The sequence below is a fragment of the Pseudomonas sp. S09G 359 genome, from assembly GCF_002843605.1.
Lineage (GTDB): Bacteria > Pseudomonadota > Gammaproteobacteria > Pseudomonadales > Pseudomonadaceae > Aquipseudomonas.
Genome location: NZ_CP025263.1, coordinates 2,228,820 through 2,250,051, shown reverse-complemented (window position 1 = coordinate 2,250,051; position 21,232 = coordinate 2,228,820). Strand labels below are relative to the sequence as shown.

At 59.3% G+C, this 21,232-nt stretch carries 18 protein-coding genes and 1 pseudogene; 11 read left to right on the top strand and 8 right to left on the bottom strand.

Annotation, left to right across the window (positions count from 1 at the left end; genetic code table 11):
• Positions 1 to 111 precede the first annotated feature (111 nt).
• The 3 genes from CXQ82_RS10345 (at position 112) to CXQ82_RS10330 (ending at position 2,523) form a co-directional block, all read left to right on the top strand.
• The gene (locus tag CXQ82_RS10345) at positions 112 to 552 is read left to right on the top strand and encodes a CBS domain-containing protein (protein WP_101268511.1); all 441 of its coding nucleotides are present in this window, start codon (positions 112 to 114) and stop codon (positions 550 to 552) included.
• Positions 553 to 560: 8 nt separating this feature from the next.
• Positions 561 to 1,406 carry an NAD-dependent protein deacetylase gene (locus tag CXQ82_RS10340; protein ID WP_101268509.1) on the top strand — a complete coding sequence of 282 codons (846 nt, stop codon included), beginning with the start codon at positions 561 to 563 and terminating at the stop codon, positions 1,404 to 1,406.
• A 787-nt stretch (positions 1,407 to 2,193) separates the two neighbouring features.
• Positions 2,194 to 2,523, top strand: a complete 330-nt coding sequence (locus CXQ82_RS10330; protein WP_101268505.1) for a hypothetical protein — start codon at positions 2,194 to 2,196, stop codon at positions 2,521 to 2,523.
• 72 nt (positions 2,524 to 2,595) lie between these two features.
• Here the strand turns inward: CXQ82_RS10330 and CXQ82_RS10325 are convergent, their stop codons facing one another.
• The gene (locus CXQ82_RS10325) at positions 2,596 to 3,501 is read right to left on the bottom strand and encodes a LysR family transcriptional regulator (RefSeq protein WP_101268503.1); all 906 of its coding nucleotides are present in this window, start codon (positions 3,499 to 3,501) and stop codon (positions 2,596 to 2,598) included.
• A 134-nt stretch (positions 3,502 to 3,635) separates the two neighbouring features.
• Here CXQ82_RS10325 and CXQ82_RS10320 point away from each other — a divergent pair, with 134 nt between their 5' ends.
• Genes CXQ82_RS10320 through CXQ82_RS10310 form a run of 3 tightly spaced genes read left to right on the top strand, consistent with a single transcriptional unit; the run spans position 3,636 to position 6,218 of the window.
• Complete coding sequence (locus CXQ82_RS10320; RefSeq protein WP_010211319.1) at positions 3,636 to 4,334, top strand: CoA transferase subunit A; 699 nt, start codon at positions 3,636 to 3,638, stop codon at positions 4,332 to 4,334.
• Between the two features lie 31 nt (positions 4,335 to 4,365).
• Positions 4,366 to 5,025, top strand: a complete 660-nt coding sequence (locus tag CXQ82_RS10315; RefSeq protein WP_003211625.1) for a CoA transferase subunit B — start codon at positions 4,366 to 4,368, stop codon at positions 5,023 to 5,025.
• 11 nt (positions 5,026 to 5,036) lie between these two features.
• Positions 5,037 to 6,218 carry an acetyl-CoA C-acetyltransferase gene (locus CXQ82_RS10310; protein ID WP_101268502.1) on the top strand — a complete coding sequence of 394 codons (1,182 nt, stop codon included), beginning with the start codon at positions 5,037 to 5,039 and terminating at the stop codon, positions 6,216 to 6,218.
• Between the two features lie 194 nt (positions 6,219 to 6,412).
• On the opposite strand, the gene CXQ82_RS10305 is transcribed toward CXQ82_RS10310, so the two are convergent.
• A complete protein-coding gene (locus CXQ82_RS10305; RefSeq protein WP_101268500.1) occupies positions 6,413 to 6,829 on the bottom strand; it encodes a PaaI family thioesterase in 417 nt (138 codons plus the stop codon).
• Positions 6,830 to 6,984: 155 nt separating this feature from the next.
• Here CXQ82_RS10305 and CXQ82_RS10300 point away from each other — a divergent pair, with 155 nt between their 5' ends.
• Positions 6,985 to 7,776, top strand: a complete 792-nt coding sequence (locus tag CXQ82_RS10300) for a DUF4349 domain-containing protein (protein WP_101268498.1) — start codon at positions 6,985 to 6,987, stop codon at positions 7,774 to 7,776.
• Positions 7,777 to 7,957: 181 nt separating this feature from the next.
• On the opposite strand, the gene CXQ82_RS10295 is transcribed toward CXQ82_RS10300, so the two are convergent.
• Complete coding sequence (locus tag CXQ82_RS10295; RefSeq protein ID WP_101268496.1) at positions 7,958 to 9,043, bottom strand: DUF1615 domain-containing protein; 1,086 nt, start codon at positions 9,041 to 9,043, stop codon at positions 7,958 to 7,960.
• A 302-nt stretch (positions 9,044 to 9,345) separates the two neighbouring features.
• On the opposite strand from CXQ82_RS10295, the pseudogene CXQ82_RS10290 reads away from it, so the two are divergent.
• The 3 genes and pseudogenes from CXQ82_RS10290 (at position 9,346) to CXQ82_RS10280 (ending at position 16,356) form a co-directional block, all read left to right on the top strand.
• Positions 9,346 to 14,139: pseudogene (locus tag CXQ82_RS10290) on the top strand (RHS repeat-associated core domain-containing protein).
• Between the two features lie 208 nt (positions 14,140 to 14,347).
• Entirely contained in the window at positions 14,348 to 14,563 is a 216-nt protein-coding gene (locus CXQ82_RS31875; protein WP_371917341.1) for a hypothetical protein, read from the top strand.
• A 422-nt stretch (positions 14,564 to 14,985) separates the two neighbouring features.
• Positions 14,986 to 16,356: a hypothetical protein gene (locus CXQ82_RS10280; protein ID WP_256581888.1), complete on the top strand. Its 1,371-nt coding sequence runs from the start codon at positions 14,986 to 14,988 to the stop codon at positions 16,354 to 16,356.
• 41 nt (positions 16,357 to 16,397) lie between these two features.
• Here CXQ82_RS10280 and hemB read toward each other — a convergent pair whose 3' ends face one another.
• From hemB to CXQ82_RS10265, 3 genes are all read right to left on the bottom strand, one after another.
• On the bottom strand, positions 16,398 to 17,372 hold the full coding sequence (gene hemB, locus CXQ82_RS10275; protein ID WP_101268490.1) for a porphobilinogen synthase: 975 nt from the start codon (positions 17,370 to 17,372) through the stop codon (positions 16,398 to 16,400).
• A gap of 115 nt (positions 17,373 to 17,487) precedes the next feature.
• Positions 17,488 to 18,330 carry a PhzF family phenazine biosynthesis protein gene (locus CXQ82_RS10270; protein WP_101268488.1) on the bottom strand — a complete coding sequence of 281 codons (843 nt, stop codon included), beginning with the start codon at positions 18,328 to 18,330 and terminating at the stop codon, positions 17,488 to 17,490.
• A 3-nt stretch (positions 18,331 to 18,333) separates the two neighbouring features.
• Positions 18,334 to 19,032, bottom strand: coding sequence for a glutathione S-transferase N-terminal domain-containing protein (locus CXQ82_RS10265; RefSeq protein WP_101268486.1), 699 nt, complete (start codon positions 19,030 to 19,032; stop codon positions 18,334 to 18,336).
• Positions 19,033 to 19,284: 252 nt separating this feature from the next.
• On the opposite strand from CXQ82_RS10265, the gene CXQ82_RS10260 reads away from it, so the two are divergent.
• Positions 19,285 to 19,986 (top strand): histidine phosphatase family protein, encoded by a 702-nt coding sequence (locus tag CXQ82_RS10260; RefSeq protein ID WP_101268484.1) that lies wholly within the window; start codon positions 19,285 to 19,287, stop codon positions 19,984 to 19,986.
• A gap of 117 nt (positions 19,987 to 20,103) precedes the next feature.
• Here the strand turns inward: CXQ82_RS10260 and CXQ82_RS10255 are convergent, their stop codons facing one another.
• Positions 20,104 to 20,853 (bottom strand): TerC family protein, encoded by a 750-nt coding sequence (locus CXQ82_RS10255; protein WP_101268482.1) that lies wholly within the window; start codon positions 20,851 to 20,853, stop codon positions 20,104 to 20,106.
• A 28-nt stretch (positions 20,854 to 20,881) separates the two neighbouring features.
• Positions 20,882 to 21,133: a hypothetical protein gene (locus CXQ82_RS10250; RefSeq protein WP_101268479.1), complete on the bottom strand. Its 252-nt coding sequence runs from the start codon at positions 21,131 to 21,133 to the stop codon at positions 20,882 to 20,884.
• Positions 21,134 to 21,232: the final 99 nt, after the last annotated feature.

The following is a 21,232-nucleotide window of genomic DNA, read 5'->3' as shown; positions in this document are numbered from 1 at the left end:
TGACGTTTTTCGACGAGTTTAACGCCGCTTTGGACCTTGCCCCGCCGTGGCCCGTCTAGGATTCTGTAAGGGACCTGCTGACTTCCTAACAACAACACCGGAGTGGCCGCCATGAAAACCGTCGCACAAGTGCTCAAAGCCAAGGACCAGAAGAACCAGGACGTGCACACCATCCAATGGGACCACACTGTGTTTGAAGCGCTGGTCCGGATGTCGGAGAAAAACGTCGGGGCCTTGCCGGTCGTCAGGGAAGGCGTGGTGGTGGGGATCATCAGCGAACGTGATTACGCACGTAAACTCATCCTCAAGGGGCTCTCGTCGGTCACTACACGGGTCGACGAAGTGATGAGTTCCCCGGTGATCACCGTCGACACCCATAAAAGTGTCGATGAGTGCATGAACATCATGACCGACAGTCACCTGCGCCACTTGCCCGTGGTAGAAAATGGTCAACTGCTGGGCCTGCTCTCCATCGGTGACCTGGTGAAAGAGGCTATTGCCGAACAGGCTGACCTGATCAAGCAACTGGAGCAGTACATCCGCGGCGAATAGGCGAACCCATGCTCGACACGCTGGCACATCAAGAGGATCACCTCGACACCCTGCTCCAGGCCATGGCCGGGCGGCGCTTTGTAGTGTTGACCGGGGCCGGCATCAGCACGTCGTCGGGCATCCCGGACTATCGCGACAGCGAAGGCGTGCGCCGGGGCAAGGCGCCGATGATGTATCAGGAGTTCCTGGCCACCCCGCAGGCGCGGCGCCGCTACTGGGCCCGCGCCATGCTGGGTTGGCCACGGGTGCGTATTGCCCAGCCGAACAAGGCCCATCTGGCGCTGGCGACCTTGCAGCAGCGCGGGCGTATCAGCGGGTTGATTACACAAAACGTCGACACGCTGCATGATCAGGCCGGTAGCCATGATGTCATCGAGTTGCACGGCAGCCTGCATCGGGTGCTGTGCCTGGATTGCCAATTGCGCAGTGCGCGGGATGTGATTCAGCGGCAGATGGAAATCGATAACCCGTACCTGGCCCAGGTTCACGCTGTACAGGCGCCCGATGGCGACACCTTGCTCGACCCGACGTTTGAAGAACACTTCCAGGTGCCCCGCTGCCCCCATTGCGCGGGTGAGCGGCTGAAACCGGACGTGGTGTTTTTTGGTGAGAACGTGGCTCCGCCGACAGCCGCCAGGGCCATGGCGGCAGTGGGACATGCCGACGGCTTGCTCGTAGTGGGCTCGTCGCTGATGGCCTATTCGGCGTTTCGCCTGTGCAAGGCGATGGTCGAACAGGGTAAGCCGGTGATCGCCATCAACCTCGGCAAGACCCGTGGGGACGAACTGCTGCAGGTGAAGATCGAGGCGTCGTGCGAGACGTTGTTGCCACTGCTGGCCACACGATTAGGGTAAAGAACCCCGCCGCTGTTGTGGTGAGCGGGCTTGTTGTGGAAGGCGGCCTGGTTATGTCGATCGAGCTCGTTGTGGAAGGGGGCCTAGATATGCCGATCGAGCTTGTTGTGGAAGGGGGCCTAGTTATGCCGAGCGGGCTTCTGTGGCGAGCGGGCTTGCCCGCGTTGGGCTGCGAAGCAGCCCCAGTAAGGCAAAACGCGGAATACCAGACATAACCCGGCGTCTGATTTTGGGGCCGCTGCGCGCCCCAACGCGGGCAAGCCCGCTCGCCACATAAGCATGATCGGCAGACTAACCCATGTTCCAAAAATACACATTTCAACCCGAACCAAACCTTCAAAAAATGACGCCCGAGTCACGTTTTCGCGCATTCTCCCGTACTCACAGCGATTTATGTAGTGTGCAAAAATAATCACTACATAACCGTTGACGTATCCTTTTTGTCCTTGCATTATCGAGACGTCTCCCGGATCGGGAGTGTTGGTAACACGCGTTTTGAACAAGCTCGTCTGACCGCCGAGCTGTTTTTCCGGATGTGCACTGCCCACAAGGCAGATTGATGAAGCTGACCTGCCTCGAAAGGGCCGGGTACAAGGAGCTCAACTGCTACTTGTCTTCGTTATGAAACCATTGCGTAGCAGTTCATCAGCAAGACTACATGCATCAGGTTCAAGACCCTGCCCGTATTCGGCAGACAGTCACTGACGCCCGGTTTTCAAGCCGGAGACAACTAAGCAGTTTTAACTGAATCAACTGATAGATCGCCAACTGGTCAAGGGGCTTACACATGAATCTGAACAACCAACCAACTATCGATGAATTGGCTGAGATGTTCGCAGCGCAGAAAGACACACTCGACGACCATATCCTGTGGATTGGTAAATCGGGCGAAGTGAAAATTGACTGCCTGGCGCCCCACGCCGAAGAAGCCGAGTTCGACCGCAACCACCGTGAACTGGCGGCCCGCCTGAAGATGTACCGTCGTGGTCAGGGTTATGTCGGCAAGAAGGCTGCGGCCGATCGCAACTTCATCGAGCAGGTCTTTCACACACTTAATACCGAATGGCAGAACCTCAAAGGCCAATCGAACGTTAAAGTGATTGATAGATACTGCTGATCTCACAGCATTAAACATTTAAGCCCGTTGGTTAATTCCAGCGGGCTTTTTAATATCCACTGTTCATCAACTTTATAACAACGCGGGAAACCGCCCGCTCGCCGCCTCTGCGCGAAAAATATCAAACAACACCTGGGCCGCCGCCGAGAGTTCATGCCCAGGTTTTGTCAGCACACCAATCGGCCGCTCGATCACCGGGTCGCACAAGGTGATGCAATGGGCGCCCGCCTCCTCCATCTGGCGCGCACACAAGGCGGGCACGGCACTGACGCCCAGGCCGTTGGCTACCATCTTGCCCACGGTTGCCAATTGATGGCTCTCCAGCGCCACCGGCAGCTTCATGTGCAAGGCACCGAGGTGTTCCTCGAGCATCACGCGCACCGTGGACGGCCGCTGCAAGGTAATAAACGGGTGTTGCAACAGGGTTTTCCAATCGACTTCAGCCACCTGCGCCAACGGCGAATCCCCGGGCACCACCGCAATGAAGCGGTCGAGGTACAGCGGAGTAAAGGCCAGGGACGATCCCTCAGAGGGCTCGAATGCCACACCCAACTCCACCTGCCGGTCGCGAACCATCTCCAGCACCTGCTCATTGATCAGGTCATGCACGGTCACATTCACCTGAGGGTAACGCGCGCGGAATATCTTCAGGATGGGCGGCAGCAGGTTGCCGGCAAACGACGGCATCGCGGCCACCGTGACGCGCCCACGCTGCAAGGTGAAACGCTGGCGCAGTTCATCTTCAGCGTTATCCCAATCGGCAATCAGCCGGCGAGCCAGCGGCAACAGCGACTCACCCTCCGGAGTCAGCGCGACATTGCGTGTATTGCGGCTGAACAAGCGGCCACCCAAGCCCTCCTCCAGCCCCTTGATGGTCAGGCTCAGCGCCGACTGGGAGAGGTGCAGACGCTCGCAGGCAGCGGCAAAACTCAGGCTCTGGGCCACAGCGAGAAACGCACGCATTTGTTTGACGGTCATGAGGCTGCTCCGGGCGACGGGTCGACTATGCTGTTTTCTAAATCAATCAACCTAAAAAAACAACTTAACAAATCAATCCGTCAGCGCAACACTCAGTTCATTGGCTGGCCCACAAACAATAAATAGAGGTGCATATGGCAGGTTTCGATAAACGCGTGGCGTCCTACGAGGAAGCACTGGCAGGCCTGGAAGATGGCATGACCGTACTCTCCGGCGGTTTTGGCCTGTGCGGCATTCCGGAAAACCTCATCGCCGAGATCAAGCGCAAAGGCACCCGCGACCTCACCGTGGTTTCCAACAACTGCGGCGTCGACGGTTTCGGCCTGGGCGTGCTGCTGGAAGAAAAGCAGATCAGCAAGGTGATCGCCTCCTATGTCGGTGAAAACGCCCTGTTCGAGAAGCAGTTGCTCAGTGGCGAAATCGAGGTGGTGCTGACCCCCCAAGGCACCCTGGCGGAAAAAATGCGCGCTGGCGGTGCCGGCATCCCGGCCTTCTTTACCGCTACCGGCGTCGGCACCCCGGTCGCCGAAGGCAAGGAAACCCGTGAGTTCAACGGCCGCCCGTACCTGATGGAAGAATCCATCACCGGCGACTTCGCCATCGTCAAAGGCTGGAAAGCCGACCACTTCGGCAACGTCATCTATCGCCACACCGCCCAGAACTTCAACCCGCTGGCCGCCACCGCCGGCAAGATCACCGTGGTCGAAGTCGAGGAAATCGTCGAACCGGGCGAGCTGGACCCGGCGCAGATCCACACCCCTGGCATCTACGTCGACCGGATCATCTGCGGCACCTTCGAGAAGCGCATCGAACAGCGCACCGTCCGCAAATAATCCACGTCCAGAACAATAAGAGGAAATAACCATGGCTCTTACCCGCGAACAAATGGCTCAACGCGTCGCCCGCGAAATGCAGGACGGTTTCTACGTCAACCTTGGCATCGGCATTCCGACCCTGGTGGCCAATTACATCCCCGAAGGCATGGAAGTGATGCTGCAATCGGAAAACGGCTTGCTGGGCATGGGGCCGTTTCCTACCGAAGAAACCATCGATGCCGACATGATCAACGCCGGCAAACAAACCGTGACCGCGCGCATCGGCGCCTCGATCTTCTCCTCCGCCGAATCCTTCGCGATGATTCGCGGCGGCCACGTCGACCTCACCGTGCTCGGCGCATTCGAAGTCGACGTACAAGGCAACATCGCCTCGTGGATGATCCCCGGCAAGCTGGTCAAGGGCATGGGCGGCGCCATGGACCTGGTGGCCGGTGCGGAAAACATCATCGTGATCATGACCCACGCGTCCAAGGACGGTGAGTCCAAGTTGCTCAGCCAGTGCAGCCTGCCGCTGACCGGCGCCAACTGCATCAAGCGTGTGCTGACCGACCTGGCCTACCTGGAAATCGAAAATGGCGCTTTTGTCCTCAAGGAACGCGCACCTGGCGTCAGCGTTGAAGAGATTGTGAGCAAGACCGCCGGTAAACTGATCGTCCCGGACCACGTTCCAGAAATGCACTTCCAGTGAGGACAGATTCCATGCAAGACGTCGTGATTGTTGCTGCCACCCGCACCGCCGTGGGCAGCTTCCAGGGTTCGCTGGCGAATATTCCGGCCCCGGAACTGGGCGCCGCCGTGATCCGTCGCCTGTTGGAGCAGACCGGCCTGGACCCGGCCCAAGTGGATGAAGTAATCCTCGGCCAGGTGCTTACCGCGGGCTCAGGCCAGAACCCGGCACGCCAGGCCTCGATCCTGGCCGGCCTGCCCCACGCGGTGCCGGCCCTGACCTTGAACAAGGTGTGCGGCTCGGGCCTCAAGGCCCTGCACCTGGGCGCCCAGGCCATCCGATGTGGCGATGCCGAGGTGATCATTGCCGGCGGCATGGAGAACATGAGCCTGGCACCGTACGTCTTGCCGGCCGCGCGCACTGGCTTGCGCATGGGCCACGCCAAGATGATCGACAGCATGATCACCGATGGCCTGTGGGATGCGTTCAACGACTACCACATGGGCATCACCGCCGAGAACCTGGTGGACAAGTACGGCATCAGCCGTGAAGCCCAGGACGCTTTCGCCGCGGCTTCGCAACAAAAGGCCAGCGCGGCAATCGAGGCCGGGCGTTTTGTGGATGAGATCACACCGATCCTGATTCCCCAGCGCAAAGGCGATCCGGTCGCCTTCGCCGTGGATGAGCAGCCGCGCGCCGGCACCACCGCCGAGTCCCTGGCCAAGCTCAAGCCTGCATTCAAGAAAGACGGCAGCGTCACCGCCGGCAACGCCTCCAGCCTCAACGATGGCGCCGCTGCGGTGCTGCTGATGAGCGCCGACAAGGCCAAGGCCCTCGGCCTGCCGGTGCTGGCGCGGATCGCCAGCTACGCGAATGCTGGCGTCGACCCGGCAATCATGGGCATCGGCCCGGTGTCGGCCACCCGCCGCTGCCTGGACAAGGCCGGTTGGAGCCTGGACGACCTGGACCTGATCGAAGCCAACGAAGCCTTCGCCGCGCAATCCCTGGCGGTGGGCAAAGAGCTGGAGTGGGATGCGGCCAAGGTCAACGTCAACGGCGGCGCCATCGCCATCGGCCACCCGATCGGCGCCTCAGGCTGCCGCGTGCTGGTGACCCTTCTGCACGAAATGCTCAAGCGCGACGCCAAGAAAGGCCTGGCGACACTCTGCATCGGCGGCGGCCAAGGCGTAGCCCTCGCCCTCGAACGCAGCTGATCTAAAGCGCAGCAAGGGCCGTTGTGGCGAGCGGGCTTGCCCGCGTTGGGCTGCGCAGCAGCCCCCGGCACTAAGAGCAACACCGAACAAATGTGGGAGGGGGCTTGCTCCCGATGGCGGTGCATCAGTCTAAGCAAAAGTGACTGAACCCCTGCTATCGGGAGCAAGCCCCCTCCCACACTTGACCTCCATCGTCAGTCAGGCCGGGGCACCGCAAACACCGCACTCGCCCGCACCACCACCTTCTCCCCGACCTGCACACTCACCGTGGCAAACGCCATCTGCCGCCCACGCTTATGCGTCTCCAGCCGCACCACCATCCACTCCCCCACCTGCACCGCTCCCAGGTAGTCCACGGTCATGCTCGCGGTAATCAGCGGCACCGGCGGCTCACTGGAAAACGCCATCGCATAGCCCATGCCGATATCCGCCAGGGTCGCCAGCACCCCGCCATGCACCGTGCCGCGGCCATTGGCATGGCGATTGTCGGCACGCAAGCCGATCTCCAGTTGCAGGCCTTCACCCCGGCAATAGGCCGGGCCCAACAGGTCCAGCAGCGGGCTGCTGCGCGGCAACGAGACAAAACCTTCAGGCACGGTGTGAGCGATCATGGTCAGTTCTTCCTTGGAGTCAGGCTTGAGGTGTACTCCAAGGCCATCGAGGCAGCCATCACCATCAGCCGTACAAATCCCTCAGGATGCTTTGCGTTAATCCGCCAGACCCGCTTTAATCGCCGGCAATTTCTCCTGCACACCAAGGAACCGCAATGCGCCACCTGGACGGCAAAGCAACACCCCTTCTGCTGATCTTACTGGCTGGCCTGGCCCTCGCCGGCTGCTCACCCAAGGACCACTCCCGAGCCACCACGATCAACGGCGAACAAGGCCGCGCCGGCGCGCAACTGGCCTATGAGCACGAACTGACCCTGGCCCTGCCCGGCGCCCTGCTCGCACCGCGCATGCAGGCTACCCGTGAGGCCTGTGAATCGGCTCGCTTTGGCACCTGCAACATCCTGGGCATTACCGAAGATGGCAACGGTGGCGAGATCATCCTGCGCATTGCACCCACCGGCGTGGAGCCGATGGTTGCCATGGCCGCAGAGGGCGGAAAACTCGGCCAGCGCATCACCACCGCTGAAGATCTGGCCGATGCCGTCGCCGATGTGCGCCGCCGCCAGGACCGCCTGCAAGCCCAGCAGCAACGGCTCGACGAACTGGCCAAGCGCAAGGACATCACCGTCAGTGACCTGATCGCCTTGAGCAAGGAGCAGGCCGGCATCGAAAACGAACTGCAGGAACTGGCCCAGATGGCCGCCGGCCAGCAACGCCGCCTGGATACCAACCGCGTGACCCTGAATTTCCGCTCCGCCGATGGCGCGAACCAGCCGTCACGCTTCAGCCGCATGTTCAGCAACCTGGGCGATAACCTGGTTGACGGCACGGCAGACGCCCTCGAGCGTGCCAGCTATGTGTTGCCGTTTGTGATCCTGGCGTTCCCGGTGGCGTGGTTGTGGGTGTGGCTGTGGCGGCGCTTTGTTTCGACCCGCCGACTTAAGTGACAGACGCGCTTTTCGTGGCGAGCGGGCTTGCCCGCGTTGGGGCGCGAAGCGGCCCCGATCAAGCAGAACGCAGTCTGCCAGACCCTATTAGGTTGCGGGTTTTGGGGCCGCTTCGCAGCCCAACGCGGGCAAGCCCGCTCGCCACGAAAAGCTGGGGCACCGTAAAAAGGCAGCTACCCACTCAGCGCTTCATACAGCGCTGATACCGTTCATCCACGCGCTTGGCGAACCAGGCCGTGGTCAAGTTGCGGGTGATCTTCGGGCTCTTGAGCACGATGCCCGGCAAAATCGCGCGTGGCATCGGCTTGCCGGCAGCCTGGTCCGCCAGGGCAAACACGCGCTTGTAGAGGGTGGTGTCTTCAAAATCCAACTGCTCGCCCTGCTCCAGCTGGCTGCGGATGCTGGGGTTACGCATATCCAGCTTGGCGCCGAGTGAGCGCACCGCCAGCTCGGTACTACCCGGGAGCAACGAGCCATAGCGGATCAAATCCCCATCCAGCGCCAGTTCAGTGCCCGACGCCCGGCTGACGGCGGCCTGGAACGCCGCATTGCGGCTCGCGTACCAACCGGCATTGAAATCGGCAAAACGGTACAGCGGCTGGTCATAGTTAACCGGGTAGCCGAGCAAATGCGCGATGCCGAAGTACATGCCGCCACGCCGGGTGAAGACTTCGCGTCGGATCGTGCCGTCCACCGTGTAGGGATAACCCCGTGCCTGCTTTTGCGCAAAGTCGATACTCACCTGCATCGGCCCTGCGGTGTGCACCGGGTTGAAGCCGCCAAACAGCGTATTGCCCAAAGGCACCATGCTGATGAAGTCATCAAAGATACCGCTGAGGTCTTTCTCCGTGCGCGCGGCATTCAGGCGGTCGGCGTAGGTCTTGCCGGTGGGCGAACGCAGTTGCAGGGCGCTGCGCACCACAAAGGCGGGCACATGCACCTTGCCGGCACGGCGCAGCATTTCATCCTGGGCGATCTTGCCCATGTTTGGCACAGGCGGGTCGACCTGATAGGTGGACTCCTGCTCGGTCACCGCCAGCACGGCGCAGATATTCTCGGTGCTGGGGTAGATTTTCTGGGTATCGAAGGCGGTATAGATATCCTGGGCCCAACCGTTGCGGTCCGCCACCGTCGATGGCAGCAGGCGCACGATCTGCGTCTTCACCTCGGCTTCGCTGCGTTCCGGCTGCTGCGGGCCGCGTGAGGTGGAGCAACCGGCCAGCACCAGCAAGGGGGTGAGGCACAGGATCAGGCGGCTTGAGTACATGGGGGCTTCCTTGGACGACGTCGGGCCGGGTGGTGCTGATATCGACAGGTAAGTCTAACCAGGGTTCGCCAAGCCGCCATCGCCTTATTGCTTGGGATTAGGAAGACAAAACCCGTGGAAACATCCCACCCAACTCCCAGATAAGCACTACAGACCCTTCCGGAAAACCTCTGCAAAGTCCTTCGCCTGATCACACAGCGCGAGGGATTGCAGATGGTTTTTCTGGTGGGTGTTTTGGTTGATGGGGCTGGCTCTTGATCGGCGCGACGGGCCAAACCATTGGCTTGCTGGTGCTCGCGGCCATGGATTCGAAGACGCGAGACGTTGAATCAGTTATAGGCGATTTCAAGCGCTGCCTGAATAGCTATGAAACCTGGGCGGAGAGCTATTTCAGCTTTTCGGCGCTGGATGTCGAGCAGGTCTTCAAGGTCGGGGATGAAGTTGAGCTTGTAGCGCCGATCAACCGCTCGCTGTTTCCCAGCAGCACCACCGCGCAGTGCAAAGCTGACGGTACGTTGACCCTGGTGCATATGTTCCAGAGTTCGCGGTTCGTGCCTATTGGCAATACGCCCGTCGTGCTGCAACGAGTTGATCCAAACGGCGGCCTGCTGGGCGAGCCGATCCATAAGACCATCGGGCCCAGCGGCATTCTGGAAATCACCGAGTGTGATCGCAACCAGAAATACCGGGTCAACTTTTACCCCAACGTTTCGAAGGAACACTTCAAGGCGCTGTATGCCTCGTATCAGTCAGTGATTGCACCGCTTGAGGGCTGGCTGCGCAGTGAGTGGAGCGGCACGTTCCAGCCGCTGTGGAAGGATTACGCCGAAGCCAACTTCCTCCAGCGCTATCTGACGTTGCACAAGGCCTATGCCAGTGGGTTCGGCGACGCGCTGTACTCGGTGTGGGACACCATCAAGCAACTGCTTCAGTGGCTGAGCCACCCGCTGGAAAACGCGGAAAAACTCCTGCTTTACCTGTCGCAGGCCGAGTTTGAAAAGCTGCTGGCCGTCAGCGCCGAAACCCTCGCCAAAGGTTTGCTGGTACTCAGCGATGAGCCGCTGTTGTTCATCTATCTGTCGGCCTTGGTCAGTTGGATGCGCCTGCTGCCTGCGCCGTACATGAACGAGCTGCTGGGGGCGATGGGCGCCGAAGTCTTGATCAACCTGCTGCTTGGCCTAGCCACAGCCGGGATGGGGATGGCGATCCGTATCAGTGCGAAGGTGTTGGGAGGGATCAAGTCCCATCGCGCGCGCCAGTGGTTAGAACATATTGCAGGGCAATTCGGGAAGTCTCGCCTGGTGGAGCATGGTGAGGTGGCGAAGCCGATATTGCTGGGTGGCCCGTCGATGGCGATCAAGACGGTGCCGGCTGCGCAGTTGAAGGCTGGGGAGCAGTTGGTTGCCAACCCGGTGCCAGCGGTGCGCAGCAAATCCCAGCAGACGGTGTTGGTCAGGCAGGAACACGTAGATGACGTTCCCCTGTCGGCGAAAAACCCGAAGGGGGATGCGGCAGCTTCTGCGGATAAGACTGCTACCAATGGTTGCCCGGTGTCGATGGTCACTGGCGAGGAATTGCTGACGCTGACCGATGGGACGCTGGATGGGGTGCTGCCGTTTGAGTGGTCTCGGTTGTATCGCACCAGTGCGGTGGAAGTGGATTGCGGGTTGGGGTTTGGGTGGAGTCATTCGCTGGCGCAGCGGCTTGCTGTTTCTGGCGAATCGGTGGTGTGGACGGACCAAGAAAATCGGTCGACCACCCTGCCCTTGCCTACCGTTTCTCGACCGGCAATCACCAATAGCCTGGCCGAAGCGGCTATTTATTTGGGCGCTTCGCCTGATGAACTGGTGCTGGCCCAGGTCTCGCGTTTCTATCATTTTCGCGATGGCGTGCTGGTCTCGATCAGCGATGCGTATGACAACCGGTTGCGGATTATTCGGGACTACTCCGGGCGTATTGAGCGGCTGGATAACGGTGTCGGGCGCTCGCTGTTTTTGCGCTATGCGTCGGGTCGCATCGTCGCGGTGGACTATCAGGTTCAGCGCGCCAAGGGCCATGAACCCTTTGAATGGGTTACCGAGTTTTGCATTGTTTCCTACGCCTATGACGACGCTGGCCGGCTGACCTCGGCGACCAATGCTGTAGGTGAATGTGAGGTTTATCGGTACGACGATCAGCACGTCATATTGGAACGTGGGCTGGCCGGTGGGGCGAGCTTCTTTTGGGAGTGGGAACGCGCGGGTAAGGCGGCACGCTGTGTCCGGCACTGGGCCAGCTTTTCACAGATGGACACGCGCTATGCCTGGGACGACAACGGCGGCGTCACGGTGCACAACGCCGATGGTAGCCAGGAAGTGTACGTCCACAATGACCGTGCGCGGCTGGTGCAGCGCATCGATCCGGATGGTGCCGAGCACTTTAAATCCTACGACGCGAAGGGCCGGCTGACGGTTGAGCAAGACCCGCTGGGGGCGGTGACGGCGTATCAATACGACGAAGCCGGACGCTTGGTGGCGTTGTTTCCGGGGGACGATGAGCCGACTTCCTACGAGCATGACAATGGTTTCGTACGGGTCGTGCGGCGTGGAAAAGCAGTCTGGAAATATGAGCGCAACGATCAAGGCGATGTCGTCCGTAAGACAGATCCCGAAGGCCACGTCACCGACTACAGCTACGACAAAAAAGGCCAGCTGATTGGGGTTTGGTATCCGGATCACAGCTGTCTGCGCCGGGTGTGGAATGAGCGTGGCCAGCTCATTGAAGAACAGCTGCCGAATGGTGGGATCAAGCGTTATCGCTATGACGATCTTGGACGGCAGATTGCGCGGGAGGATGAGGTTGGGTCCCTGACCCAGTATCAGTGGGACAGCGTGGGCCGCTTGATTCGCTTGGTGTTGCCAGGCGGCGCGGCGCGGGAATACAGCTACAACCCCTACGGAAAAATCACCGCTTAACGCGATGAGCTGGGGCACGTCACCCGCTACGAATACGCCGATGGGCTGCACCTGATCAGCCGCCGTATCAACGCCGATGGCAGCCAGGTCAAGTATCGCTATGACAATGTTCGGTTGCTGCTGACCGAAATTGAAAATGAAGTCGGCGAGACTTACACACTCGACTACCCCCCCAATGGCCTGATCCAGCAGGAAACCGGGTTCGACGGCCAGCGTACGGCCTACGTCTATGACCTCAACGGCAACCTGCTGGAGAAAACTGAATACGGCGACGATGGCAGTCAGCTAATCACCCGCTACGCGCGCGATCACGCCGGCCGCCTCGTACGAAAAACCCTACCAGACGGCACCCTTGTCGATTACGCCTACGACCGCCAAGGCAACCTCCTTAGCGTCGCGGACGGCCACTGGGCGCTGTCCTACGAGTACGACCCCCAAAATCGTCTCATCGCCGAACACCAGGGTTGGGGCACCTTGCGCTATGGCTACGACGCCTGCGGCCAACTGCAAAACCTACGGCTGCCGGACAACAACCGTCTGGTGTTCAACCATGGCAAAGGCGGCCACTTAGCCACCGTCGAACTAAATGGCACGCTGCTAACCTCGCACCTGTTCAAAGCCGGCCAGGAACAACAACGCCAACAAGGCCAACTCCTCAGCCACTACCACTACGACGACCAACAGCGCCTGCACGCCCACGCCGTCACCCAACAGCAACACACCCTCTACCAGCGCCAATACGACTACGACAAATCCGGCAACCTCACCCGCCTGCTCGACACCCGCAAAGGCGAACACCACTACCACTACGACCCGCTGAACCGCCTCACCCGCGCCGACCACTCCCAAGACATCCAGGAACGCTTCGCCCACGACCCCGCCGGCAACCTGCTGATGCAAGACCGCCCCGGCCCCGACATCGTCGCCGGCAACCGCCTGACCATCCAGGGCGACCGCCATTACGACTACGACGCCTTCGGCAACCTCATCCGCGAACGCCGTGGCAAAGGCCACGCGCTAATCACCGAATACCGCTACGACAGCCAACACCGCCTGATCGGCCTCACCCAACCCAACGGGCAAACCGCCAGCTACCGCTACGACCCATTTGGGCGGCGCATTAGCAAAACGGTGGATGCCATCACCACCGAGTGTTTCTGGCAAGGCGACAAGCTGATTGCCGAACACCACGCGGGTCGCCATCGCAGCTATATCTACGAGCCCGACAGCTTCCGCCCACTGGCACTCCTAGAAGGCTACGGCCCAAAGGAAACCAAACCCTACCACTACCAACTCGACCACCTCGGCACGCCCCAGGAGCTCACAAACCCCGACGGCGAAATCGTCTGGTCCGCGCACTACCGCGCCTACGGCGAAATCACCCGCCTCGACGTGGGCAAAGTCGACAACCCGCTGCGCTTTCAGGGCCAGTACTTCGACCCGGAAAGCGGGCTGCACTACAACCGCCATCGCTACTACAATCCTGATATTGGGCGCTACCTGACCCCGGACCCGGTGAAGCTGGCCGGTGGGATTAACGCGTACCAGTACGTGCCTAATCCTACGGGGTGGGTGGATCCGCTGGGGTTAAACTCTTGCCCTGGTGACAGGTGTCAAACCGATGCGACTCCAGACCATCCGAAACCAAGCGTTGATGAGGGGGTACCGGCCTTACCCCAGCTCGCTCGAACTGAACGACAGACAAGAATAGATAAACTGACAGAGGCAAATGCAAAACGGCAGGTGCTGAGCTGGGAACAAAAATACGGCATGCACGCGGTTGAAAAGCATGGCCCGGAAATACCAGATAGGGAGTTGAAACAACGTTCCATAGACGGAACAAACCCAACCACTGGGCGCAGAGGCCCCATCAACTCCAGCTCACAATTTAAATCTTGGAAAATGCAGCTTCAGGCTATAAATAAAGCGATAGGTAGGATGCAGGGTGATTCTCCATCTCCAACAAATTTTGATAAAAGAGGCAACCCTGTGATTGTGGTTGACTTACCCGACTCAGGGCGAGGATACAAACCTAATAGCAGGGACATAAAAAACCCAAAATACACTGAGAGTATGGACAAAGCGGAAGTCAGATTTGATAGAAACAATCCGACTAGACCATTTACCGCATTCCCTAAGTGAGCAAACAATGTTGAAATGCCCATTTACGAACACCCCTTACACCCCTAATATTTCTCATATATTAGGAGCGATATCAATATACGATCTTGAGGATACAATTGGCAAAGAGCTATGGAAACATGACCCTAACAATGAAAAAGACAGGGAAACAATCATAGTTTCCTTTATTCTAAAAGACCTTATGTACCTTTCATACAGGCATCGATTTATGTTGATATCTGCACTCAAAGACGCGCTAGACAGCCCCGACTTTGACTTTGCTAAAGAATTCGAAAGCGATTACGACGAGTACATAACAATGGCTTGGAACGAAACAGAAATAGCCGACCCCCGAGGCTTCTTCGCCGACATTTATCGTTTAGCCAACGAGGCCTGGAGAGACGATCTCCAAAAAGCCAGCCACGAAGACCAATCAACATGGTAAGACCACCACCTCACTGCCCTCCCCACTCCCCGTGGCGAGCGAGCTTGCTCGCGTTGGGCTGCGAAGCAGCCCCAATATGGACAACGCTGTGTTTCAGGCAGATTGGCGGATCGCCAACTCGTTCAGCGGGAGCAAACTTTGCTACCAACTATGGATCAAGAAAAGCTACCTATAACCGCCTACCACAAAACCACCAAAATTAAACCTGTCAACTCTTACAGTTGCCCCGGCTTTTCTTAACGGCTTAACTGACATCACACGCATACCCGCCTTCACTCTCTCCAGAAAAGGGGGTTTTTATGTCAGCAGAGCTCTACACAGAGTGGGCAGGACCGCCTCAAGGCTATACCACCGATGACTACCTGTACGGTAGCAACGGCCCTTGGCCTAAAGTTAATACATTAGTCCCCAAACTACCCGCCATGATTAAAAAAGTCCCCAAGACCCAATTGGAGGATTTCCGTCTCAATGTGGTGTCCCACTACCTCAAAACCCTGAAGTCCGGTCGTCTCAAGATAATCCTCAAGATGCTCGCGGGTGATCACAAACTGCAGCCGGTGTCCGACCGATTATTCGTCGAACAACTGTTTTATGGCACGTTCAGCAAATTGCTGACCCCGGTTGGGCTGGAGGACGCTGCTGAGTTTCCTGAGGTACTGAACCCAGATGATCTGTTCGATAGCGAGGGCCAACCCAAGTATTTGAAAATCGACACGCTGAGCATGAATCGCGTCGATCCGCTGCACGGTATCTACTCGGCGCCCAGCTTGACCCTGTTCAAGCGTGAGACCGATCACTCGGGGACAGCGCTGGCCATCAAGATAAACGGCCTGGTCTTAACCCCTGAGGATAAAAACGCCTGGGAGCTTGCCAAGTATTTTGTATTTCAAGGCGCCCTGTGTGTGATCACCCTGGTGACTCACCCACGGGTGCATTTCCCGATGGACGCCATCAGCGCAATCAGCTTGACCGCACTGCCTCAACAGCATTTGTTGTTCAAACTGATTGCGCCACACACGCGGATTCAATTGGCGATCAACCAGGCCGTTTCGCTACTGCCCTACTCCGTCGCGCACAACAACCAATTCCTGCCGTACACGCCCTACCCGGGCTGGGGAAACATCCCGATTATCGAAGACGGGCGCGGTTGGACCGGGCATATGACCGATGCGTTTTCCGGCATCGCGGGCAACAACTGTTACCCGCCGTATAACTACCTGCTGGCGCCGGAAAAAGTCTGGTCGGACTTCGATGAGTTTCTGCGCGGTTATTACAACGTGATTCTTGATTTTGTCAGCGCCGTAGTGGCGCACATTGATGTCGACGATCCGGTGATAACGTACTGGAGCGATGCCATTGCGGCCTGGGTCAGCGGTTTTCCGGATCATCAACGCATACGCGAGGGAGATACATTGGCCAGGGTGATCGCCTCGTTTATCTGGGACGTCACCGTTGCCCACTCGGCCGATCACGGTGCCATGGGCCATTACCAGCAGAATGCTTTTGCCTTGCGGCTTCGCGTACCTGCGCCGACCAGCAAGACGATGCCGCCCATCAACCGAAGAAAGCTGGTGACCTTTGGCGATACATTGCGTAATCGCCTGTGTTTTGAAATGTATTTTGGCCCGCCCCGAGGCCCCGGGCATTTATATGACACCTGGTATGGCTTTAACGACCCGGAGTTGGATCAGTTGAACACCCAATTTCTGAACGACCTGCAGAGCGTGGATGAGACACTGACGTGCCGTCGTTTTATAAAGCTCAAGGACATAGCGCGCAGTATCAACTTCTGAAGCGGGCGCACATTTCAAATCGAAACGCACGCCCATTCAGGTCAGATACCGGCCAATGCCAGGTCCATCGCGAAGTAGGTGAAGATCAGATCCGCCCCCGCGCGCTTGACCGACCCCAAGGTTTCACGCACCACCCGCGCTTCATCAATGGCACCCGCCTGGGCGCCGAACTTGATCATCGCGTACTCGCCGCTCACCTGGTACGCCGCCACCGGCAGGCGCGAAGCCTCGCGGATGTCGCGGATGATGTCGAGGTAGGCACCGGCCGGTTTGACCATCAGGGCGTCCGCGCCTTCCTGCTCATCGAGCAGCGATTCGCGCACGGCTTCGCGGCGGTTCATCGGATTCATCTGGTAGCTTTTACGGTCGCCCTTGAGCGCGCTGCCACCGGCTTCGCGGAACGGGCCGTAAAGCGCCGAGGCGAATTTGGTCGAGTAGGCCATGATCGGGATGTGAGTGAACCCCGCGTCATCCAGGGCGCGGCGGATCGCCTGGACCTGGCCGTCCATCGCCGCCGAGGGGGCGATCACGTCAGCACCGGCGCGCGCGGCCGCCACGGCTTGTTTGCCGAGGTTGACCAGGGTCGCGTCGTTATCGACATGGGCGCCATGCATCACGCCGCAATGGCCATGGTCGGTGTATTCGCAGAAGCAGGTGTCGGACATCACGATCATTTCCGGCACGGCGTCCTTGATGATCGAGGACATGCGCGACACCAGGCCGCGTTCTTTCCAGGTGTCGCTGCCGTTGGCATCCAGGTGATGGGACACGCCAAAGGTCATCACCGACTTGATCCCGGCACGGGCATAACGCTCGATCTCGCCGGCCAGCTTCTTCTCGGGGATGCGCTGCACGCCCGGCATGCTGGTGATCGGCACGAAGTCGTCGATTTCTTCTTCGACGAAAATCGGCAGCACCAGGTCGTTAAGGGTGAACTCGGTTTCCTGGAACAAGCCACGCAGCTCTGGAGAGCGGCGCAGGCGGCGTGGGCGGGCTTGGGGGAACTGGCTGGTCATGGCTGTCCTGACAAAGAGGGAAAACTTTGGGGCGAAAGCTTATGCCCCTTGGCCCCGGCATTACAAACGCCAAGGGGCCAACAGTGTATTGCGTGGGCCGTAACAATTTATTGATCTAGAGCTGTAGGCGCCCTTCGATGCACACCGCGACGGCGCCACCGACCCAGATCTCATCGCCCTGGCGTTCGACGCTGATACGCCCCGCGCGCCCCATGGCCGTGCCCTGGCTGACCACATAGCGCTCGGGCGCAAGCCCCTCGCTGAGCAACCATTGCGCAACGCCCGCGTTCAAGCTGCCGGTGGCCGGATCTTCCTGGGCACCGTCGCCTGCGACAAAGGCACGCACCTCAAACTGCGCATCCACGTCGTCGCGCTGGGGGTCGCAGGGAGCGATCACGCCCACCGCCAGCCCCAGCAACTGCGAGTAATCCGGCTGCAATGCCAACACCTGGTCACGCTCGGCCAGCATCACCGCCAGCCACCCGGCGCCGTTGTCCACCCACTGGCTGCGCACGATTGCCTGCGGTGCAAGACCCAACCCGAGGCGCACGCGCTCCAGCAATGCTGCGTCCACCGCACCGGAACGCAATAACGGCGGCGCAATAAATGCCAGCTCTTCGCCTTGGCGACGGATGCGCACCAAGCCGATTTCGCATTCCTGGATGATCTCTTCGCCTTGTGGCACACCCCCTGCCTGCAACCATGCGTGGCAACTGCCCAGGGTTGGGTGCCCGGCGAAGGGCAGTTCCTTAAGAGTGGTGAAAATTCGCACGCGGTAGTCAGCCCGCGGATCGCGGGGCGTCAGCAAAAACGTAGTTTCACTGAGGTTGGTCCAGCGGGCGAAATCCGCCATCTGCCCGTCACTCAAGCTGTCAGCCCCCAGGACCACGGCCAGCGGGTTGCCCTTGAGCGCCACGTCGCTAAATACATCCAGTTGCTTGAAATCGAAAGTCGGCATGCTTCAGCTCGGAATATTCAGGCCACGGATCACCGCCGGCCGGGCGACAAAGCCGTCCAGCGCGCGCAGTACGTTAGGGAAGTCGGCGATGCCGACAATGTCGCCGGATTCGTAGAAGCCGATCAGGTTGCGAACCCAGGGGAAGGTGGCGATATCCGCGATGCTGTACTCGTCGCCCATGATCCAGGTGCGGCCCAGCAGGCGCTTTTCCAGGACCTCGAGCAGGCGTCGGGATTCAGCGGCATAGCGGTCGCGGGGGCGCTTGTCCTCGTAGGCCTTGCCGGCGAATTTGTTGAAGAACCCCAGTTGACCGAACATCGGGCCAATACCACCCATCTGGAACATCAGCCACTGAATGGTTTCATAACGTGTCGCGGGATCTTCGGAGAGCAACTGGCTGGTTTTTTCCGCCAGGTAGATCAGGATCGCACCCGACTCAAACAGCGCCAAAGGCTGGCCGGCCGGGCCGTCGGGGTCGATGATCGCGGGGATTTTGTTGTTGGGGTTCAGGGACAGGAACTCGGGGGACAACTGGTCCTGGGTCTCGAAACTGACCTTGTGCGCCTCGTAGGGCAGGCCCAACTCCTCGAGCATGATCGAAACCTTTACCCCGTTGGGCGTGGGTAGCGAGTAGAGTTGCAGGCGCTCCGGATGCTGGGCGGGCCATTTACTGTTGATCGGGAAGGCGGCGATTGGGTTCATCGGGAAGTCCCTCGGCATAAAGCCCCCATCATAGTCATCTGTCTCGCGTCCTGCATGGTTCATCAATGCGCAACATCAGCGGGCTATTGTCCTACGCAGGCGAACCAATAAGCCGGCTTACACTCTTAGTTGCGCAGTCACGGTGAATGGAGGCACCTCGCTATATCGACAGGGAACAACCGCAGCACGCCGGATGCGTACTGGGGCCGGGCATGTCAGCCTTAACTCGAAGCACCGAAGACTCGACACCCAATGACCATCAAGCCTCTGTGCCTTGCGCGGCGCCTGAAACGCTATTCATACATCATGTTGCCGCTTTTGCTGGTTGGCGGCGCGATCGGATTGACCCTGGAATCACGCACCAGCCGTGCCGAGCAAGTGGACGGCGTGCAAACCCTGGTGTTCCTGCGTCACGGTGAGAAACCCCTCGGCGGCCTGGGCCAGCTCAATTGCCAGGGCCTAAACCGTGCCATGAACCTGGCCACGGTATTGCCGGAAAAATTCGGCAAGGCCAACTTCGTCTTCGCCGCCAACCCGACGCGCAATGTCGAGGAAGGCGAGCTGGACAATTCCTACAGCTACATTCGACCCCTGATGACCATCAGCCCCAGCGCCATCAAGCTCGGCCTGCCGGTGAACATCAAATTCTCGGCGAATGACACCAGCGCCCTCGCCGACGAGCTGGTCGAGGACAAATACCACAACTCCATCATCTACACCGCCTGGTCCCACGGCTACCTGCCGGAGTTGATCAACAAGGTGGCCAGTGAAGCCTCGGGCGAGAAACACACCATCACCGACGACTGGTCGGGCAGCGACTACGACACGCTGTATGTATTGACCCTGACCTGGCACAACGGCAAGGCCTCGCTGCTGAGCCGCAACTACAAGCAGGGCCTCAACAACGGCGACGAAACCTGCCCGGAACCTACCCAGGTGAGTGCCGACAGCTAACGCTGTTGACTCACCTGCGGCAACCCCATCCCTACCCTGCCCGATCGGGCTGACGGTCACAGACAACAAAAGGCCGGCTGAGCTCTTGCGAGCGCAGCCGGCCTTTGGGTTTACGCCTTACTGTCGGGCAGCGAGCAAACGCTTGTGGCGGTTGCGTCGGGCGATGTTCAAGCACTCGATCGCCGCCGAGAAGGCCATGGCCGCGTACACGTAGCCTTTAGGCACATGGGCGCCGAAACCTTCGGCGATCAGCGTCATGCCGATCATGATCAGGAAGCCCAGGGCCAGCATCACCACGGTCGGGTTGTCGTTGATGAACTTGGCCAGCGGCTCGGCCGCCACCAGCATCACGATCACCGAGGTCACCACGGCAATGATCATGATCGGCAAGTGCTCGGTCATGCCCACGGCGGTAATGATGCTGTCGATGGAGAACACCAGGTCAAGCAACAGGATCTGCCCGATCGCCGCGGCAAAGCCGATGGTCACGGTGTTACCCACAGAGGCCTTCTCTTCCGGCTCCGGGTCCATGCTGTGATGGATTTCGGTGGTGGCCTTCCACACCAGGAACAGGCCGCCGGCGATCAGGATCATGTCCTTCCACGAAAACGCCTGGCCAAACACTTCGAACACCGGCGCGGTCAGTTGCACGATGAACGCGATGGTACTCAACAGGCCCAGGCGCAACACCAACGCCATGCTGATGCCGATGCGCCGCGCCTTGGCCCGGTGCTGCTCGGGCAGCTTGTTGGTGAGGATCGAGATGAAGATAAGGTTATCGATGCCCAGCACGACTTCCATCACGATCAAGGTGGCCAGTGCCACCCAGGCGGTAGGGCTGGCGGCCAGTTGTAAAAGGTAATCCATAGGTCAGTCCTGACGTTGTGCTGGGAAATTAAGCTTCTTTGCTGCTTGATTCTGGCTGTTTTTCTTGCTGATCATCGTTTTTTTGCGGGTTGATCAGGCCTTGTGTCGCTTCACTCAACGCCTGTTCGGCGGCCTTGTGGGTGTCATCGATCGCCTGCTTGGCCGATTCAGTGGCTTTGCCCAACACTTGCTGCGCACTTTTCTCGACCTGATCACAACCGCTGATCATCACCAATGAAAGCGCAAGCAGTGAGGCCGCGCCCAGGGAATTGAGTTTCATGATGTATTCCTCGTTAGAACCATTGGGTCCAAATAGTGGCCCCGCGATAGCGAGGCATTCTATGCAAGCGAACAGTTCAGGAAAATTCGTATTTTTCTC

Bases quoted from the DNA above. Each gene is read 5' to 3' on its own strand.
- CXQ82_RS10280 (WP_256581888.1), top strand. From the start codon at position 14,986: ATGATTAAAAAAGTCCCCAAGACCCAATTGGAGGATTTCCGTCTCAAT.
- hemB (WP_101268490.1), bottom strand. From the start codon at position 17,372: ATGACCAGCCAGTTCCCCCAAGCCCGCCCACGCCGCCTGCGCCGCTCT.
- CXQ82_RS10320 (WP_010211319.1), top strand. From the start codon at position 3,636: ATGGCAGGTTTCGATAAACGCGTGGCGTCCTACGAGGAAGCACTGGCA.
- CXQ82_RS10255 (WP_101268482.1), bottom strand. From the start codon at position 20,853: ATGGATTACCTTTTACAACTGGCCGCCAGCCCTACCGCCTGGGTGGCA.
- CXQ82_RS10330 (WP_101268505.1), top strand. From the start codon at position 2,194: ATGAATCTGAACAACCAACCAACTATCGATGAATTGGCTGAGATGTTC.
- CXQ82_RS10265 (WP_101268486.1), bottom strand. From the start codon at position 19,032: ATGAACCCAATCGCCGCCTTCCCGATCAACAGTAAATGGCCCGCCCAG.
- CXQ82_RS10315 (WP_003211625.1), top strand. From the start codon at position 4,366: ATGGCTCTTACCCGCGAACAAATGGCTCAACGCGTCGCCCGCGAAATG.
- CXQ82_RS10260 (WP_101268484.1), top strand. From the start codon at position 19,285: ATGACCATCAAGCCTCTGTGCCTTGCGCGGCGCCTGAAACGCTATTCA.
- CXQ82_RS10270 (WP_101268488.1), bottom strand. From the start codon at position 18,330: ATGCCGACTTTCGATTTCAAGCAACTGGATGTATTTAGCGACGTGGCG.
- CXQ82_RS10340 (WP_101268509.1), top strand. From the start codon at position 561: ATGCTCGACACGCTGGCACATCAAGAGGATCACCTCGACACCCTGCTC.
- CXQ82_RS10310 (WP_101268502.1), top strand. From the start codon at position 5,037: ATGCAAGACGTCGTGATTGTTGCTGCCACCCGCACCGCCGTGGGCAGC.
- CXQ82_RS31875 (WP_371917341.1), top strand. From the start codon at position 14,348: ATGTTGATATCTGCACTCAAAGACGCGCTAGACAGCCCCGACTTTGAC.
- CXQ82_RS10300 (WP_101268498.1), top strand. From the start codon at position 6,985: ATGCGCCACCTGGACGGCAAAGCAACACCCCTTCTGCTGATCTTACTG.
- CXQ82_RS10325 (WP_101268503.1), bottom strand. From the start codon at position 3,501: ATGACCGTCAAACAAATGCGTGCGTTTCTCGCTGTGGCCCAGAGCCTG.
- CXQ82_RS10250 (WP_101268479.1), bottom strand. From the start codon at position 21,133: ATGAAACTCAATTCCCTGGGCGCGGCCTCACTGCTTGCGCTTTCATTG.
- CXQ82_RS10295 (WP_101268496.1), bottom strand. From the start codon at position 9,043: ATGTACTCAAGCCGCCTGATCCTGTGCCTCACCCCCTTGCTGGTGCTG.
- CXQ82_RS10345 (WP_101268511.1), top strand. From the start codon at position 112: ATGAAAACCGTCGCACAAGTGCTCAAAGCCAAGGACCAGAAGAACCAG.
- CXQ82_RS10305 (WP_101268500.1), bottom strand. From the start codon at position 6,829: ATGATCGCTCACACCGTGCCTGAAGGTTTTGTCTCGTTGCCGCGCAGC.